Raw genomic sequence first — 14,556 nt, 5'->3', positions numbered from 1 at the left:
CTGCATCCTGGGAGGCGCCGCGCGATGACCCGCCGCTCCGAAACCCTTCTCGCCTTCGCCGGCGCTGCGCTGATCCTCGTCCTCGCCTACGCGGTGCCGTGGCTGCGCTTCGTGCTCACCATCGCGCTCGCCAAGGGGCTCGCCGTGCTCGGCATCCTGCTCCTGCTGCGCGCCGGCCAGGTCAGCTTCGGCCACGCGCTCTACCTCGCGCTCGCCGCCTACACGGTGGCGTTCGGGGCGGTCGTCGTGCCGGAGGCGCTGCTGCTGCTGCCGCTGGCGGCCCTGCTCGCCGGCCTCGTCGGCCTGCTGATCGGGCTCTTCGTGGTGCGCTACCGCGAGATCTTCTTCGGCATGCTGAATCTCGCGCTCAGCATGGTGTTCTACTCGGTGCTGGAGAAATTCTACGCGCTGACCCACGGCGCCGACGGCATCCGGTTGCCGCCCGTGACATTCCTCGGCCGGCCGCTCGCCGGCGAGGCAGGGGAGTGGACGGTGCTCGGCATGGCGCTCGTGCTGGCGCTCGCCTGCGGCGCGCTGGTCCGGGTGGCGCTCGCCTCCCCGCTCGGCGAGGCGCTCGCCGGCATCAAGACCCGCGAGACCCGTCTCGACTTCATGGGCGTGTCCCCGAAGCGCGTGCTGCTCGCCGCCTACGTCGCGTCGGCCGTGATGGCGGGCTTCGCCGGCGCGATCATCGCGCTCACCACCCGGCACGTGACGCCAAGCTTAAGCTACTGGACCACCTCGGGCGAGCTCGTCTTCATCGCGATCCTCGGCGGGGCCGGCAGCGTGATCGGGCCGTTCCTGGGTGCGGCGGCCTACGAGCTGACCCGCGTCTACGCGGCGGCCACCTTCGCCAATGCCTGGCAGCTGGTGCTCGGCCTCGTGCTTCTCGCCGTCATCGTGTTCGCGCCCGGCGGCATCTGGGGGATGATTTCGAGCCGCAGGAGGGCCGCATGACGGCTTTGCTCCAGGCCAGGGACCTGCGCCTCGCCTTCGGCGGCCTGAAGGCCGCCGACGGGATCGACCTCGACGTCGAGGCCGGCGAGTTCCTGGCGATCATCGGCCCGAACGGCGCGGGCAAGACCACCTTCATCAACATGACGACCGGCTACCTGAAACCCCAGGGCGGCTCGATCGCATTCGAGGGCCGGCCGATCCTCGGCCTGTCGCCGCGCCGCATCGTCGGGCTCGGGGTCGCCCGCAGCTTCCAGCTGCCGCAGCTCTTCACCGAGCACACCGTGCTCCAGAACGTGGCCCTCGCGGTCGCGGCCCGCGAGGGCGTGTGGTCGGTGCTCAATCCGCTGCTGCGCCCGCGCTTTCGCGACGAGGCGGCGGAGCTGATCGGGCGCTTCGGCCTCACCCGCATCACCGACGTACGGGCCGACGCCCTCAACGAGGGCGCGCGCAAGCTCGTCGACATCGCCATGGCCGTCGCGCTCCGCCCCCGCCTCCTCCTGATGGACGAGCCGACGAGCGGTGTGGCTGCGGCCGAGAAGATGGCCATCGTCGAGACCCTGGTGCGGGTCCTGCGCGAGGCGCGGGTGACCGCGGTGTTCGTGGAGCACGACATGGAGGTGGTCGGGCGCTTCGCCGACCGGGTCGCGGTATGGGGCCAGGGCAGGATCGCGGCGCTTGGGTCCCCGGCCAAAATCCTCAACGACCCGGAGGTACAGCGCACGGTGATCGGCATCGCGCCGACAGGAGGTGCCCATGCTGCGGCTTGAGGGGGCGGCGGTCGCGATCGCTGGCGCCCCGGTCCTGCGCGGCGTCTCGCTCCAGGTGCCGCCGGGCGGGCGCGTGGCCTTGATCGGCCGCAACGGCGCCGGCAAGACCACGACGCTCCGCGCCCTGATGGGGCTCCTCCCCCTCCAGGCCGGCCGGCTCGTGCTCGACGGGCGGGAGGCGGGTAGCGTGCCGGCCCATCACCGCGCGCGGCTCGGCATCGGCTACGCGCCGGAGGAGCGCAAGCTCTTCGGCAGCTTCACGGTGCAGGACAACCTGCTGCTGCCGGCCCAGGTGCTGGGACTGCCGAAGGCCGAGGTGTCGCGGCGGCTGGAGGCCGTCTACGCGCTCCTTCCCGAGCTCAAGGACTTTGCCCCCCGCAAGGCGGCGGGCCTGTCGGGCGGCCAGGGCAAGATGGTGGCGCTCGGCCGCGCGCTCATGGTCGGCACTCGCGCGGTGCTCCTCGACGAGCCGTTCCAGGGCCTCGCCCCGGCGCTCGCCCTTCGCTACGCCGAGGCCCTGGCCCGCCTGCGGGCCGCGCTTCCCGACGTCGCGATCCTCATCACCGAGAGCAGCCCGGACCTGCTGCGGGCGCTGGTCGACACCACCATCCAGATCGAGCGCGGCGAGATCTCGGCCGCCTGACGAACAGGAGACTTCCATGAGGCTGAACGGCAAGGTCGCGATCGTCACCGGCGCCGGCGGCGGCTTCGGCGAGGGCATCGCCAGGCGCTACGCGACTGAGGGCGCCAAGGTCGCGGTGCTCGATCTGCGCGGCGACGCCGCCGAGCGGGTGGCGGGCGAGATCGGCGCGTCGGCGATCGCCATCGCGGCCGATGTCGGCAGCACCGAGGACGTGCAGGCGGCGGTCCGGCGCACCACCGAGGCCTTCGGCACGCCGCACATCCTGGTGAACAACGCCGGCACCACCCACCGCAACCAGCCGCTGATGGATGTCGACGAGGAGGCCTTCGACCGGGTCTTCCGGGTCAACGTGAAGTCGATCTTCCACTTCGTCCGGGCGCTGGCGCCGGCGATGCGCGACAACGGCGGCGGCGTGATCCTCAACGTCGGCTCGACCGCCGGCATCCGGCCCCGTCCCGGCCTGACCTGGTACAACGCCTCGAAGGGGGCGGTGAACCTGATGTCGAAGTCGCTCGCCGTCGAGCTAGCGCCGTGGAAGATCCGCGTCAACGCGCTCTGCCCGGTGATGGGCGAGACCGGCCTGCTCGAGGCCTTCATGGGCGTGCCGGACACCCCGGAGAACCGCGCCAAGTTCGTGGCGACGATCCCGCTGGGGCGGATGTCGCGGGCCTCCGACATCGCCAACGTGGCGCTGTTCCTCGCCTCGGACGAGGCGGAGTTCATCACCGGCGTCGAGATGCCGATCGACGGCGGCCGCACGGTCTGATCGAAGCGGGTCCGCGCCTCCCGGTCCGGAGGCGCGGACCCGTCCCGCTTCAGCGCGACGCCGGCAGCGGCTTCACGCTGGCGCAGATCTTCCCCACCTCCTCGAAGGAGCGCAGGGAGGTCTCGGTGACGGTGCGGGCATCCTCGACCACGCTCTGCACGGTCTCGCGCATCATCTCGCTCTGGAGCATCGAGAATTCCTGCATCGTGCGGGCGCCGGCGAGGCGCTTCAGGCCCTCCAGGTTGCGCTGCCAGCGCTTCTGGCCGAGCTCGACCGAGCTGCGCCACGCATCCTGCATCGCGTGGCTCATCACCGTGCCGCAGCGGCTGACGGCCTCGGAGTTCTTCCGCGCCTGCTCGGCGAACCGCGCCCCGTCCTCGCTGCCGACGCCGATCGTCCGCTGCAATTGATCGTTGAATTCCCGCGCCGTGCGCGAGACCGTCTCGACGCCGATCTGCACGATCTGCTGCGCGGTGTCGGCGGTTCGTCCTTGCAGCGCGCCGGCCTTGTCGAGGCTGTCCTTGGCGAGGTCGGTCATCCTGGACGCCTGCGCGGCGCCGCTCTCGATCCCGTTGGCGGTGCTTTCGAGGGCGCCCTTCATCGGCTCGGTCTTCTTGGTCTGTTCGGATTGCTGCGTCGTCGCCATTTCGCTTCTCCTGGTTTTTGCCAATCGATGCGCTTCGGCCCCTTTCCTCCCCGGGATGGAATTCGCTTCATGATTTCTAGTGATTTTTCTTTATTTTAGCATCACTGTTCTTGTTGTCTTGCGACGCAATGTGCATGAAATACGACTCATGCGAGCGTGCGATAACATGCGATATGATCGAAAATTTTGATGCGCGCCGGGATTACGATCGGAGATCCGGGAGGTGATCGACCGAATTGCAGCCCTCCGTGTCATCCCAGGGCGAGGCGTGTCGAGAGCCCGAGATGAGACGGAGGGCTTCATGGCCTACTGCCAACCCGAACCGGCTTCCGGGTCGACCAGCCCTCACCGCGGCTGGCACGTCTCGCAGTAGAAGGTCGACCGCCCCGACTGCACCAGCCGCCGCACCACCCCGCGGCACCCTCGCGCCGTGCAGCCCAGCCCTTCCCGGTCGTAGACCCGGAAGGCGTGCTGGAACGCGCCCGCGCTGCCGTCGGTGTGGGCGTAGTCGCGCAGGGTCGAGCCGCCCGCCGCCACCGCCTCGGTCAGCACGTCGCGGATCACGGTGGCGAGGCGCTTGGCCTTCGCGGTCGGGCGGCCGGCGGCGTCGGCCAGCGTGCCGGCGGGCGCTTCCGGGTGGAGCTTCGCCCGATGAAGCGCCTCGCAGACGTAGATGTTGCCGAGGCCCGCGATCAGCCGCTGGTCGAGGAGCGCGGCCTTGAGCGGCGTGCGCTTTCCCGCGAACAGGCCCGCGATCGTCTCGCCGGAGAGTTCGTTGCCGAGCGGCTCGATGCCCATGCCGGCGAAGTGGCGGCAGGTGGAGAGATCCGCGGACGGCACGAGGTCCATGAAGCCGAAGCGGCGGGCGTCGTTGTAGACCACCTGGGCACCGTTCGAGAGCGCGAACCGGACGTGGTCGTGCTTGGCCTGGCCCTGTGCCCCTTCGAGGTAGAAGTCGCCGGGCGAGACGTGCCGACCGTCGGCCAGGTGCACGTCGAAGCGCCCGCTCATCCCGAGATGCATGATCAGCGCCTCGCCGGAGGACAATTCGGCGACGAGGTACTTGGCGCGCCGCGACAGGGCGATGACCTCCTGTCCCTCCACCCGCGCGGCGAAGCGGGGCGGGAAGGGAAAGCGGAGGTTCGGCCGGTTCAACACGACATCGGTGAAGCGGGAGCCGACCATCGCGGGCTCCAGTCCGCGGCGCACAGTCTCGACTTCGGGCAGCTCGGGCATCGGTCTTCCGTGGAGAAGGAGGTGGGCGCGACGAAGCGCACCCCTCGGAGATGCAGGCCAAGATGGTGATTTCTCACCGGCTTCGCTATGCAGGCCGCCACGACAGGGGACCTGATGGCATGGCCGGCGACGAGACCAGCACCGATTTCGGCTTCGAGCGCGTCCGGCTCGCGGAGAAGCAGGACCGCGTCAACGAGGTCTTCCGCTCGGTGGCCAAGCGCTACGACCTGATGAACGACCTGATGTCGGGGGGGCTGCACCGGGCCTGGAAGAGCGCCTTCGTGTCGACCCTGCGCCCCTCGCGCACCCGGCCGTTCCGGCTGCTGGATGTCGCCGGCGGCACCGGCGACATCGCGTTCCGGACGCTTGAGGCCGGCGGGCCCGACACCAAGGTCACCGTGCTCGACATCAACGAGGCGATGCTCGGCGTCGGCCGCGAGCGGGCCGGCCACCGATACGGCTCGCGCATCGATTTCGTCGCCGGCAACGCCGAGTCGCTGCCGCTGCCGTCCTCGACCTTCGACGCCTACACCATCGCCTTCGGCATCAGGAACGTGCCGCGGATCGAGCTGGCGCTCCAGGAGGCCCACCGGGTGCTCAAGGTCGGCGGGCGCTTCCTGTGCCTGGAATTCTCCCACGTCGACGTACCGGGGCTCGACAAGATCTACGAGGCCTACTCGTTCAAGGTCATCCCGCGCCTCGGCGCGATGGTCGCCGGCGACAAGGAATCCTACCAGTACCTCGTCGAGTCGATCCGCCGCTTCCCGACCCCCGGGAGCTTTTCCCGGATGATCGAGGAGGCGGGCTTCGGCCACGTCACCCACCGGCCGCTCTCGGGCGGGATCTGCGCCATCCATTCCGGCTGGAAGCTCGCGTGAGGCCTGACCCGTGCTGAGCCTCGTCGCCCACCTCGCGCGGGGCATCCATGTCGGCTGGGTGATGGCCCGCGAGGGCGGTCTCTCCTTCGTGGATGCCGCCGAGCTGCCGCCGCACCTGCGCCTCGTCCTGCGGCTCGGCCGCAAGCTGGAGCGCCCCGGCCTCGGCCCCGGTCGCCTGCCCGCGGCGCTCACCCGCCTCGGCCCGTCCTACGTCAAGTTCGGCCAGTTCCTGGCGACGCGCCCCGACATCGTTGGCATGGCCGCCGCCCGCGACCTGGAGCGCTTGCAGGACCGGGTGCCGCCCTTCCCGCAGGCGACCGCGGTCGGCATCCTCGAATCGACCCTCGGCAAGCCGCTCCACGAGCTGTTCACCTCGTTCAGCGAGCCGATCGCCGCCGCCTCGATCGCGCAGGTCCACAAGGCGCATCTCGTCGAGCCCGACGGCACCGAGCGGGTGGTCGCGGTCAAGATCATGCGGCCGGGGGTGCGCGAGCGCTTCGCCCGCGACATCCAGGCGATGCGCTTCATGGCCCGGGTGGTCGAGGCACTGCGCCCCGAGGCCGAGCGCCTGCGCCCGCGCGAGGTGGTGGAGACGCTCGCCCGCTCCGTCGCGATGGAGATGGACCTGCGGCTCGAGGCCGCCGCCCTCTCGGAGCTCGCCGAGAACATCAAGGACGACCCCGAGTTCCGGGTGCCGCAGCCGGTCTGGGAGCTGACCGGGCGCGACGTGCTGGCGAGCGAGTGGATCGACGGCATCCGCCTCAACGACCGGCAGGCGATCGTGGAGGCCGGCCACGACGCGGCGGCCCTCGGCCGGACGGTGATCCAGTCCTTCCTGCGCCACGCGATCCGGGACGGCTTCTTCCACGCCGACATGCACCCGGGCAACCTGTTCGTCGACCCGGCCGGGCGGCTGGTGGCGGTCGACTTCGGCATCATGGGCCGGCTCGGGATCAAGGAGCGCCGCTTCCTGGCGGAAATCCTTCTGGGCTTCATCCTGCGCGACTACCGCCGGGTAGCCGAGGTGCATTTCGAGGCCGGCTACGTCCCCTCCCACCACTCCGTCGACGATTTCGCGCAAGCCATCCGGGCGATCGGCGAGCCGATCCACCAGCGCCGGGCCGACGAGATCTCGATGGCGAAGGTCCTGACGCTGCTCTTCGACGTCACGGCGTTGTTCGACATGAGCACCCGCACCGAGCTGGTGATGCTCCAGAAGACCATGGTGGTGGTCGAGGGCGTCGCCCGCTCGCTCGATCCGCGCCTCGACATGTGGACCACCGCCGAGCCGGTGGTGCGGAGCTGGCTCACCCGCAACCTCGGGCCGATCGGCCGGGCCGACCAGGCCCGCCGCGCGGTGCTGACGCTCGCCGACGTGGTGGCCGACGTGCCCGACCTCGCGCAGCGGGCCAAGCGCGTGCTGGTGCGCCTCGACGAGGAGGGTCTGCGCGAGGTCTCGCGCGTCGAGCGCCGCATCCGGATCGAGACCAAGCGGATGGTGTGGTCGACCCTGGCGCTCTGGGTGATCGCCGGGTCGCTGCTGGCGATCGCGCTGCGCTGAGGCGGTGCTGCATCCGGGACCGACGCCCCGGGTGCAGCTCCGACGATTTGTTCTCTGCTCCGCCTTTTCCCGGACGACTGGAGCGTCAGCGGAAGGAGATCCGGGATCCAGCGAGAGAAGTCGCGAAGCGTCCGCTCATCCACAACGATGCAGCATTCAGAGCCGCTTCGCGGCGAGTCCTTGTGCTGGATCCCGGATCTCCTTCCACTTCGTTGCAGTCGTCCGGGAAAGGGCGAGGCTTACGAAAATCCGACGGCCATCCAGCACGCGTGAGCCGTAGCTCCGTGGACCGCAACGCAGCGCGGCCGTTGCCCGGCTACACCCTTGCAAGGACCGCCGGGACACGCCCGGCGGTCGCCAGCCTCACGCCTCGATCTCGATCCGCGCCTCGGCCCCGAGCAGGCGCCCGAGCCCGCGCAGGCGGTTCGACAGGCGGTCGCTGGCGAGGTCGCGCAGGGAGTGCGGCAGGGTCAGGACGAGGGTGCCGTCGCGCATCACGAGGGGCGTGCGCGGCAGGATGCCCTCCATCGCCACGGAGACCGGGAAGGCGACGCGCAGGACCGCACCGAGGAGACGCGCCTGCTCGAACAGGCGCGGGCCGGCGAGCTGGCGCAGGAGCGGGCTCGCCTTCTCGGGGGCGACCCCCTCGTGGCGGAAGAACACCGCGACCGCCAGGTAGGCCCGGCCCGGATGGTCGATGCCGGTGAAGGAAGCGTGGGCGATGACGTTGAGGCTCTGCTCGCCGCGGTAATCCGGATGGGTGCGCCAGCCGACATCGGCGAGCAGGCAGGCGGCGTGGCGCAAGCGCCGCTCGTCGGCGGTCTCCGGGCTCGACAGGCTCGCCATGAAGGCGTCGGTCCAGGCCTGGAGCTCGGGGCCGTGGCCGGGGCTGCGGCAGCGCAGGCGGTTGAGCTCGGCGGCTGCCATCAGCAGCGGGTCCCGGGCACGCGCGGCGGCGTCGAGCTTCTCGTAGAGCAGGCCCTCGCGCACGCCGGTGGCCGAGATCGCGATCTCGCGCGGGCGCCCGGAGCGGATCACCTCTTCCAGCACCACCGCGCCGTAGGCGAGCAGGGGACGACGGGCCTCGGACACGCTCTCGACGGCGGCGAGCGTCGCGGCGTCCGACTGCTCGACGACCTGGAGGAAGGACAATTCGTCGTTCGGCTCGATCGCATAGCCGTGCATCACGTGCAGGCGGTAGTCCCGCGCCGCCTGGTGCAGGCGGGCGAGCGCCCGCCAGGTCCCGCCGACGGCGTAGAAGGTGCGGCCCTTGAGCGTGTCGAGCTGCGGACCGGCCTTCTTCAGCGCGTCGGCGGCGATCTTGCGGGCTTTCTTCAGCGAGCCGCCGCTGAGGTCCTGGAGAGCGAGGCCACCGAGCGGCATGGTCACGCCGCTGCCGACCGCCGAGCCGCGCAGGTCGACGAGTTCCAGGCTGCCGCCGCCGAGGTCGCCCACCACGCCGTCCGGCGCGTGGAACCCCGAGATGACGCCGTAGGCCGAGAGCTCGGCCTCGCGCCGGCCCGACAGAAGCTCGATCGGGTGGCCGCAGGCGGCGCGCGCCGCGTCGAGGAAGGCCGGACCGTTCTCGGCGTCGCGGGCGGCGGCGGTGGCGAGCACGAAGACCTGGCCGACATGCATGGTCTCGCACAGGACCCGGAACCGGGCCAGCGCCTGGAGGGCGCGGCGCACCGCCTCCTCGTTGAGGCGGCCGGTGGAGAGCACGTTGCGGCCTAGGCCGCACAGGACCTTCTCGTTGTAGAGCGGCGTCGGCGCCCGGCTGATGCCCGAATAGGCGACCAGCCGGACGGAGTTCGAGCCGATATCGATGATGGCGACGGGGGCGCCGGGCTCGATCCGGGCGAGCGCGGCCTCGTCGAGGGCGGTACGATCCAGGCCCATCCAGGTCCTCTTGACGGAAGCGCCGCCCGACCTGGAGGACCCTGGAGCCCGGGTCGCCCCAGTCAGGCGCGCTGGGCGCGCCGGCTGAGCGCGCGCGGACTCGATTTCTTCGATGCCTTCCCGCGGCCCGACAGGCTCGGGTTGGTCATGAAATACTTGTGCGCGTTGAAGGGTTCCTCGCCCTCGGCGGGCTCGATCCGCTCGCTCGCGCCCGACGCCAGTACACGCCAGCTCTGCTGGTTGTCGAGGAGATTCGCCATCATGATCTGGTCGAGCACCTGCTGGTGCACCGTCGGGTTGAGGATCGGCAGCATCGCCTCCACCCTGCGGTCGAGGTTGCGGCTCATCAGGTCGGCCGAGGAGATGTAGACCCGGGCCTTCGGGTGGGGCAGCCCGACGCCGTTGCCGAAGGCGTAGACCCGGCCGTGCTCCAGGAACCGCCCGACGATCGACTTGACGCGGATGTTCTCCGACAGGCCCGGCACCCCGGGCCGCAGGCAGCAGATGCCGCGCACCACGCAGTCGATCGAGACGCCGGCCTCGCTCGCGTCGTAGAGCGCGTCGATGACCTGGGTGTCGACGAGCGAGTTGCACTTGATCCAGATCGCCGCCGGCCGGCCGGCACGTGCGTGCGCGATCTCCTCGGCGATGTGCTCGAGCAGGCGCGCCTTCAGGGTCAGGGGCGAGACCGCCATCCGCTCCAGCTCCGCCGGCTCGGCGTAGCCGGTGATGAAGTTGAAGATCCGCGAGACGTCGCGCCCGATCACCGGGTCGGCGGTGAAGAACGACAGGTCGGTGTAGATCCTGGCGGTGATCGGGTGGTAGTTGCCGGTGCCGACGTGGCAGTAGCTCACCAGGCGGTCGCCCTCGCGGCGCACCACCATCGAGAGCTTGGCGTGGGTCTTCAGCTCGATGAAGCCGAACACGACCTGCGCGCCGGCCTTCTCCAGGTTGCGGGCCCAGCGGATGTTGGCTTCCTCGTCGAAGCGGGCCTTCAGTTCGACCAGCGCCGTCACCGACTTGCCGGCCTCGGCGGCCTCCGCCAGCGCCGCGACGATCGGGGAGTTCGACGAGGTGCGGTAGAGCGTCTGCTTGATCGCCACCACGTTCGGGTCGCGGGCGGCCTGAGACAGGAACTGCACCACCGAGTCGAACGACTCGTAGGGGTGGTGGACGATGAAGTCCTTCTGGCGGATCGCCGCGAAGCAGTCGCCGCCGCTCTCGCGGATGCGCTCGGGGAAGCGCGGGTTGTAGGGCTTGAACTTCAGGTCGGGCCGGTCGATCCCGACGATCTGCGACAGCTCGTTGAGCGCGAGCATCCCCTCGACGACGAAGACCGAATCGAGCGGGATCTCCAATTCGTCGGCGACGAAGGTGCGCAGGTCCTCCGGCATGGTGGCGACGACTTCGAGGCGGATCACCACGCCGCGGCGGCGCTGCTTGAGCGCCGTCTCGAAGTGGCGCACCAGGTCCTCGGCCTCCTCCTCGATCTCGAGGTCGGAATCGCGCACCACCCGGAAGCCGCCCTGGCCCTTGACGAGGTAGCCGGGAAACAGGCGGCTCGTGAACAGCACGATCACCTGCTCGATGGCGATGAAGCGGGCGGTGCCGGTCTGGCCGAGATCGGGCAGGCGCACGAAGCGGTCGATGATCGAGGGCAGGCGGATCAGCGCCCGCAGCACCCGCGCGTCGCGCGGGCGCACCAGGGTGAGGGCGATGGTCGAGCCGAGATTCGGGATGAACGGGAACGGATGGGCCGGGTCGATGGCGAGCGGCGTCAGGACGGGGAAGATGTGCTGGAGGAAGTAATCCTCAAGCCAGGCCGCCTCCTCCGCCGTGAGATCCATCGCCTCGACGAGGTCGATGGCGTTGTGGTGCAGTTCCTCCCGCAGCTCGCGCCAGCGGGTCTGCTGGTCGCGGGCGAGCCCGGTGACCTCGGCGTCGATGCGCGCGAGTTGCTCGGACGGCGACAGGCCGTCGGCCGAGGGCGCGGTCAGCCCGGCGCGGACCTGGTCGTGCAGGCCCGCGACCCGCACCATGAAGAACTCGTCGAGGTTGTTGGCCGAGATCGACAGGAAGCGCAGCTGCTCCAGCAGCGGGTGGCCGGCATTCGAGGCCTCCTCCAGCACCCGGCGGTTGAATTGCAGCCACGACAATTCGCGGTTGACGTAGCGGCCGGGCTCGTGGCGCAGGGCCCGCCCGGCCGCGACCGCCTCGGCCTTGGCCTGGCCGGCGGCGTCCACCTCGGCCTCGTCGGACGGGCGCCTGGCGTCGGGATCGGCTTTCGCCTCGGCGAGAATGTCCGCCTCGTCGCGTCGGGTGCCCTCCACCTTCTCAGGCGTCGCCTCGGTCTCGTCGAGGACCGGGATAGCACTGGCTCCGGCAGCGGTGTCCGACACGGTGGCTCCTCCTTGGATCGAGACCGGGGGGCAACTCTCAGCCCTCCCCGGTGACAGGACAGTTTGACATTTGCGTGAAGGGCGCGGGAGTCACCCGTTCGCGTCCCCGCGGCGTCGCGGTCTCACGCCCCGTCGGGCTCCTCGTCCGCGTCGTCCCCGTCGCCTTCCCCGTCACCCGGCCCCTCCAGGGCCGCCAGGGTGGCGAGCGCGAGCGGCCGGGTGATGCGCCGGCGCCGGCTCAACCCCTCCCGGTCGAGGAGAGCCACCACGTCGCGGGCGCGGGCCAGCGACCGGTCGAGGCGCAGCGCCAGGGCGTCGACCACGCTGGTGTCGACGACGAGCTGGCGGTCGAGGAAGAGCTTGACCAGCACGACCTTGAGCAGGGCCTCGTCCGGCGGCGCGAGACGCACGCCGGGCGCCAGCCGCAGGCGCGAGCGCAGGTCGGGTGTGGCGATCCCCCAGGCCTCGACCGCGCTCGACCCGGTCACCACCACGCTCGAGCCCCGCTCGCGGGCGAGGTTGAGGAGGTGGAACAGGGCGGCCTCGTCGCGCTCCTCGGCGCGGTCGGCATCCTCGATCACCAGCGCCTCGGCGAGGCTGAGCTCCGGCACCGCCTCCGCCGTCACCGCCGAGACCGGCACCGTGAGCGCGCCCGCACGCTCGGCGAAGATCGCCGCGAGGTGGCTCTTGCCGCTGCCCGGGGGGCCGGTGAGCACGAGGACGCGGTCGGGCCACTCGGGCCAGGCCTCGATGCGGGCATAGGCCTCCTCGTTCGAGGGGCTGACCAGGAAGTCCTCGGAGCCGAAGCGGGGGGCGACCGGCAGGTCGAGGGCGAGCTGGCGCGGGTGATCGGGCATGCGGGGTCGGGGGCCTCGGACGGTTCAGGGCTTCGATATGGCGGGCGGGGCGGGTTTCGCCACCGTGACCGCGGCGACCTCGGCGTCCGCCGTCAGGATCGGCGTGCCGTCGTGGTAGAGCCGGCTCTCGAGATAGCGCCTGACCCCGAAGCGGGCGACGACGCCGAGCGCCGCCGCCACCGGCACGGCGAGCAGCAGGCCGAGGAAGCCGAACAGTGAGCCGAAGGCGAGCAGCGCGAACATCAGCCAGACCGGGTGCAGCCGCACCGCGTCGCCGACGAGCTTGGGCTGGAGCACGTTGCCCTCCAGGAACTGCCCGACGAGGAAGATCCCGACGGTCAGCAGCACCGAGACCCAGTCGGGCCAGAACTGCACCAGGGCGACGCCGGTGGAGAGCAGGAAGCCGGTGAGCGAGCCGACGTACGGGATGAAGGTGAGGAACCCCGCCATCAGGCCGATCAGCACGCCGAAATTGAGCCCGACCAGCCACAGGCCCAGCGCGTAGAACGTGCCGAGGATCAGGCAGACCAGGCTCTGGCCGCGGATGAAGGCGGTGATCGCCCCGTCGATCTCGGTGGCGAGCATCCGGGCGGTCGGGCGGTGGCGCGGCGGCACCCAGCGGTCGAGGGTCGCAATCATCCGGTCCCAGTCGACGAGCAGGTAGAACGCCACGACCGGCGTCACCACGAGCAGCGAGACGATGCCGACGACCGCCTGGCTCCCGGACCACAGCGAGCGCAGGAAGCCGAGGATCCAGGCCACCGCCTGGCCCATCAGGTTGCCGACCGAGGATTGCAGCTCCTGGAGCGCGCCGTGGCCGCCGGCCCGCTCGATCAGGGGCCCGGCCCGCTCGGCGATGATCGCCTGGAGCTTGGCGATCATCGCCGGGAGCGAGGCGACGAGGGCCGCGATCTGGTTGGCCGCGAGCGGCACCACCAGGATGAGCGCCAGGATCAGCCCGAGCAGGAACGTCGCCAGGATGATCAGCGTCGCGGTGAGGCGCCCGATCCCGAGCCGCTCCAGCCGGTCGGCGACCGGGTCGAGGGCGTAGGCGAGGGCCGCGCCGGCGACGAAGGGCAGCAGCACGTCGCGCAGCTGGTAGAGCAGGAACACCACGAGGGCGAGGACGGCCAGGGTGATGGCGGCCCGGCGTTGGATCGGCATCGCGATGAGGCCCCGTCGCTCGACGCGAATCCGTCGCGCCCCGGCCGGCCCGAGATGGAAGGCACGCGCCGCAGGGTCAAGCGGGGCGGTCCCCTCGCCGCTTCATCGGGCGGTCCCGGACCGCCGACCGCCACCCGGCGAGGCCCTGGACGACGCCCGAGGCGACCGACAGCACGACGAGCGCCGGCATCGCGAGAGCCTCTATCCCTGCCGCGTCGATCCCGAGGGCCCGGCCGAGGAGAAGCCAGGCCATGAAGGCGATCTGGCCGGCGGTGTTGAGCTTGCCGACGAGGAGCGGCGGGGTCTCCAGCGGCCGGCCGGCGAGACGGGCGAGGCCCGCGCCCGCGACCATCAGGGTGTCGCGGGCGACCAGCACCACCGGAAACCACACCGGCACGAGTCCTGCGAGCGTCAGGCTCACCAGGACCGCGAGCATCAGGGCCTTGTCGGCGAGGGGATCGAGGATCGCCCCGAGCCGGCTCGTCAGCGCGTAGCGGCGGGCGAGATACCCGTCGATCCCGTCGGAGAGGCCGGCGAGCGCGAAGACCACGACGGCGGTACCCCAGGCCTCGCGCGCGATCGCCCAGACGACGACCGGCACCAGGGCGAGGCGCGCGGCGGTGATCAGGTTCGGCAGCGATCGGGGCAGGAATGCCGGGCGGGGCTTCGGCGAAGGGGTCTTGGGCGAGGAGGTCTTCGGCAAGGTCATGGCTTTACCCGGCTGCCCCGACTCGCGGTCGCGGGCAAGACTCGCGATCACGCACAAGAGAGGCTAAGAGCGGT

At 70.9% G+C, this 14,556-nt stretch carries 13 protein-coding genes; 6 read left to right on the top strand and 7 right to left on the bottom strand.

Annotated features, from left to right (window positions below; all coding sequences use genetic code 11):
• Window positions 1-24 precede the first annotated feature (24 nt).
• Genes ACS5PV_RS16280 through ACS5PV_RS16265 form a run of 4 tightly spaced genes read left to right on the top strand, consistent with a single transcriptional unit; the run spans window position 25 to window position 3,133 of the window.
• A complete protein-coding gene (locus ACS5PV_RS16280) occupies window positions 25-957 on the top strand; it encodes a branched-chain amino acid ABC transporter permease (protein ID WP_455396378.1) in 933 nt (310 codons plus the stop codon).
• Window positions 954-1,724, top strand: coding sequence for an ABC transporter ATP-binding protein (locus ACS5PV_RS16275; protein WP_455396377.1), 771 nt, complete (start codon window positions 954-956; stop codon window positions 1,722-1,724). The genes ACS5PV_RS16280 and ACS5PV_RS16275 overlap by 4 nt, the downstream gene beginning before the upstream one ends.
• On the top strand, window positions 1,711-2,367 hold the full coding sequence (locus tag ACS5PV_RS16270; protein WP_455396376.1) for an ABC transporter ATP-binding protein: 657 nt from the start codon (window positions 1,711-1,713) through the stop codon (window positions 2,365-2,367). Before ACS5PV_RS16275 ends, ACS5PV_RS16270 begins: the two co-directional genes overlap by 14 nt.
• A 16-nt stretch (window positions 2,368-2,383) precedes the next feature.
• The gene (locus ACS5PV_RS16265) at window positions 2,384-3,133 is read left to right on the top strand and encodes an SDR family oxidoreductase (RefSeq protein WP_455396375.1); all 750 of its coding nucleotides are present in this window, start codon (window positions 2,384-2,386) and stop codon (window positions 3,131-3,133) included.
• A 49-nt stretch (window positions 3,134-3,182) separates the two neighbouring features.
• On the opposite strand, the gene ACS5PV_RS16260 is transcribed toward ACS5PV_RS16265, so the two are convergent.
• Both ACS5PV_RS16260 and mutM read right to left on the bottom strand, forming a co-directional pair.
• Window positions 3,183-3,779: a phasin family protein gene (locus ACS5PV_RS16260; RefSeq protein WP_455396374.1), complete on the bottom strand. Its 597-nt coding sequence runs from the start codon at window positions 3,777-3,779 to the stop codon at window positions 3,183-3,185.
• 345 nt (window positions 3,780-4,124) lie between these two features.
• A complete protein-coding gene (mutM, locus tag ACS5PV_RS16255) occupies window positions 4,125-5,015 on the bottom strand; it encodes a bifunctional DNA-formamidopyrimidine glycosylase/DNA-(apurinic or apyrimidinic site) lyase (RefSeq protein WP_455396373.1) in 891 nt (296 codons plus the stop codon).
• 119 nt (window positions 5,016-5,134) lie between these two features.
• On the opposite strand from mutM, the gene ubiE reads away from it, so the two are divergent.
• The gene (gene ubiE / locus ACS5PV_RS16250; protein WP_455396372.1) at window positions 5,135-5,893 is read left to right on the top strand and encodes a bifunctional demethylmenaquinone methyltransferase/2-methoxy-6-polyprenyl-1,4-benzoquinol methylase UbiE; all 759 of its coding nucleotides are present in this window, start codon (window positions 5,135-5,137) and stop codon (window positions 5,891-5,893) included.
• A gap of 10 nt (window positions 5,894-5,903) precedes the next feature.
• Window positions 5,904-7,454, top strand: coding sequence for a 2-polyprenylphenol 6-hydroxylase (ubiB, locus tag ACS5PV_RS16245; protein ID WP_455396371.1), 1,551 nt, complete (start codon window positions 5,904-5,906; stop codon window positions 7,452-7,454).
• A gap of 363 nt (window positions 7,455-7,817) precedes the next feature.
• On the opposite strand, the gene ppx is transcribed toward ubiB, so the two are convergent.
• The 5 genes from ppx to ACS5PV_RS16220 form a co-directional block, all read right to left on the bottom strand.
• Complete coding sequence (gene ppx / locus ACS5PV_RS16240) at window positions 7,818-9,353, bottom strand: exopolyphosphatase (RefSeq protein WP_455396370.1); 1,536 nt, start codon at window positions 9,351-9,353, stop codon at window positions 7,818-7,820.
• Between the two features lie 62 nt (window positions 9,354-9,415).
• The gene (locus ACS5PV_RS16235; protein WP_455396369.1) at window positions 9,416-11,752 is read right to left on the bottom strand and encodes an RNA degradosome polyphosphate kinase; all 2,337 of its coding nucleotides are present in this window, start codon (window positions 11,750-11,752) and stop codon (window positions 9,416-9,418) included.
• A gap of 122 nt (window positions 11,753-11,874) precedes the next feature.
• Complete coding sequence (locus tag ACS5PV_RS16230) at window positions 11,875-12,609, bottom strand: hypothetical protein (RefSeq protein ID WP_455396368.1); 735 nt, start codon at window positions 12,607-12,609, stop codon at window positions 11,875-11,877.
• A 24-nt stretch (window positions 12,610-12,633) separates the two neighbouring features.
• Window positions 12,634-13,767, bottom strand: a complete 1,134-nt coding sequence (locus tag ACS5PV_RS16225) for an AI-2E family transporter (protein ID WP_455396484.1) — start codon at window positions 13,765-13,767, stop codon at window positions 12,634-12,636.
• Window positions 13,768-13,849: 82 nt separating this feature from the next.
• Window positions 13,850-14,482 (bottom strand): CDP-alcohol phosphatidyltransferase family protein, encoded by a 633-nt coding sequence (locus ACS5PV_RS16220; protein ID WP_455396367.1) that lies wholly within the window; start codon window positions 14,480-14,482, stop codon window positions 13,850-13,852.
• Window positions 14,483-14,556 lie beyond the last annotated feature (74 nt).

It is taken from the genome of Methylobacterium sp. Gmos1, from assembly GCF_053764715.1.
This window is presented reverse-complemented; position numbering and strand designations above follow the sequence as displayed.

Coding starts and splice junctions, on each gene's coding strand:
- ACS5PV_RS16220 (WP_455396367.1), bottom strand. CDS start 14,482: ATGACCTTGCCGAAGACCTCCTCGCCCAAGACCCCTTCGCCGAAGCCC.
- ppx (WP_455396370.1), bottom strand. CDS start 9,353: ATGGGCCTGGATCGTACCGCCCTCGACGAGGCCGCGCTCGCCCGGATC.
- ubiE (WP_455396372.1), top strand. CDS start 5,135: ATGGCCGGCGACGAGACCAGCACCGATTTCGGCTTCGAGCGCGTCCGG.
- ACS5PV_RS16280 (WP_455396378.1), top strand. CDS start 25: ATGACCCGCCGCTCCGAAACCCTTCTCGCCTTCGCCGGCGCTGCGCTG.
- ACS5PV_RS16260 (WP_455396374.1), bottom strand. CDS start 3,779: ATGGCGACGACGCAGCAATCCGAACAGACCAAGAAGACCGAGCCGATG.
- ACS5PV_RS16270 (WP_455396376.1), top strand. CDS start 1,711: ATGCTGCGGCTTGAGGGGGCGGCGGTCGCGATCGCTGGCGCCCCGGTC.
- ACS5PV_RS16230 (WP_455396368.1), bottom strand. CDS start 12,609: ATGCCCGATCACCCGCGCCAGCTCGCCCTCGACCTGCCGGTCGCCCCC.
- ACS5PV_RS16265 (WP_455396375.1), top strand. CDS start 2,384: ATGAGGCTGAACGGCAAGGTCGCGATCGTCACCGGCGCCGGCGGCGGC.
- ACS5PV_RS16275 (WP_455396377.1), top strand. CDS start 954: ATGACGGCTTTGCTCCAGGCCAGGGACCTGCGCCTCGCCTTCGGCGGC.
- mutM (WP_455396373.1), bottom strand. CDS start 5,015: ATGCCCGAGCTGCCCGAAGTCGAGACTGTGCGCCGCGGACTGGAGCCC.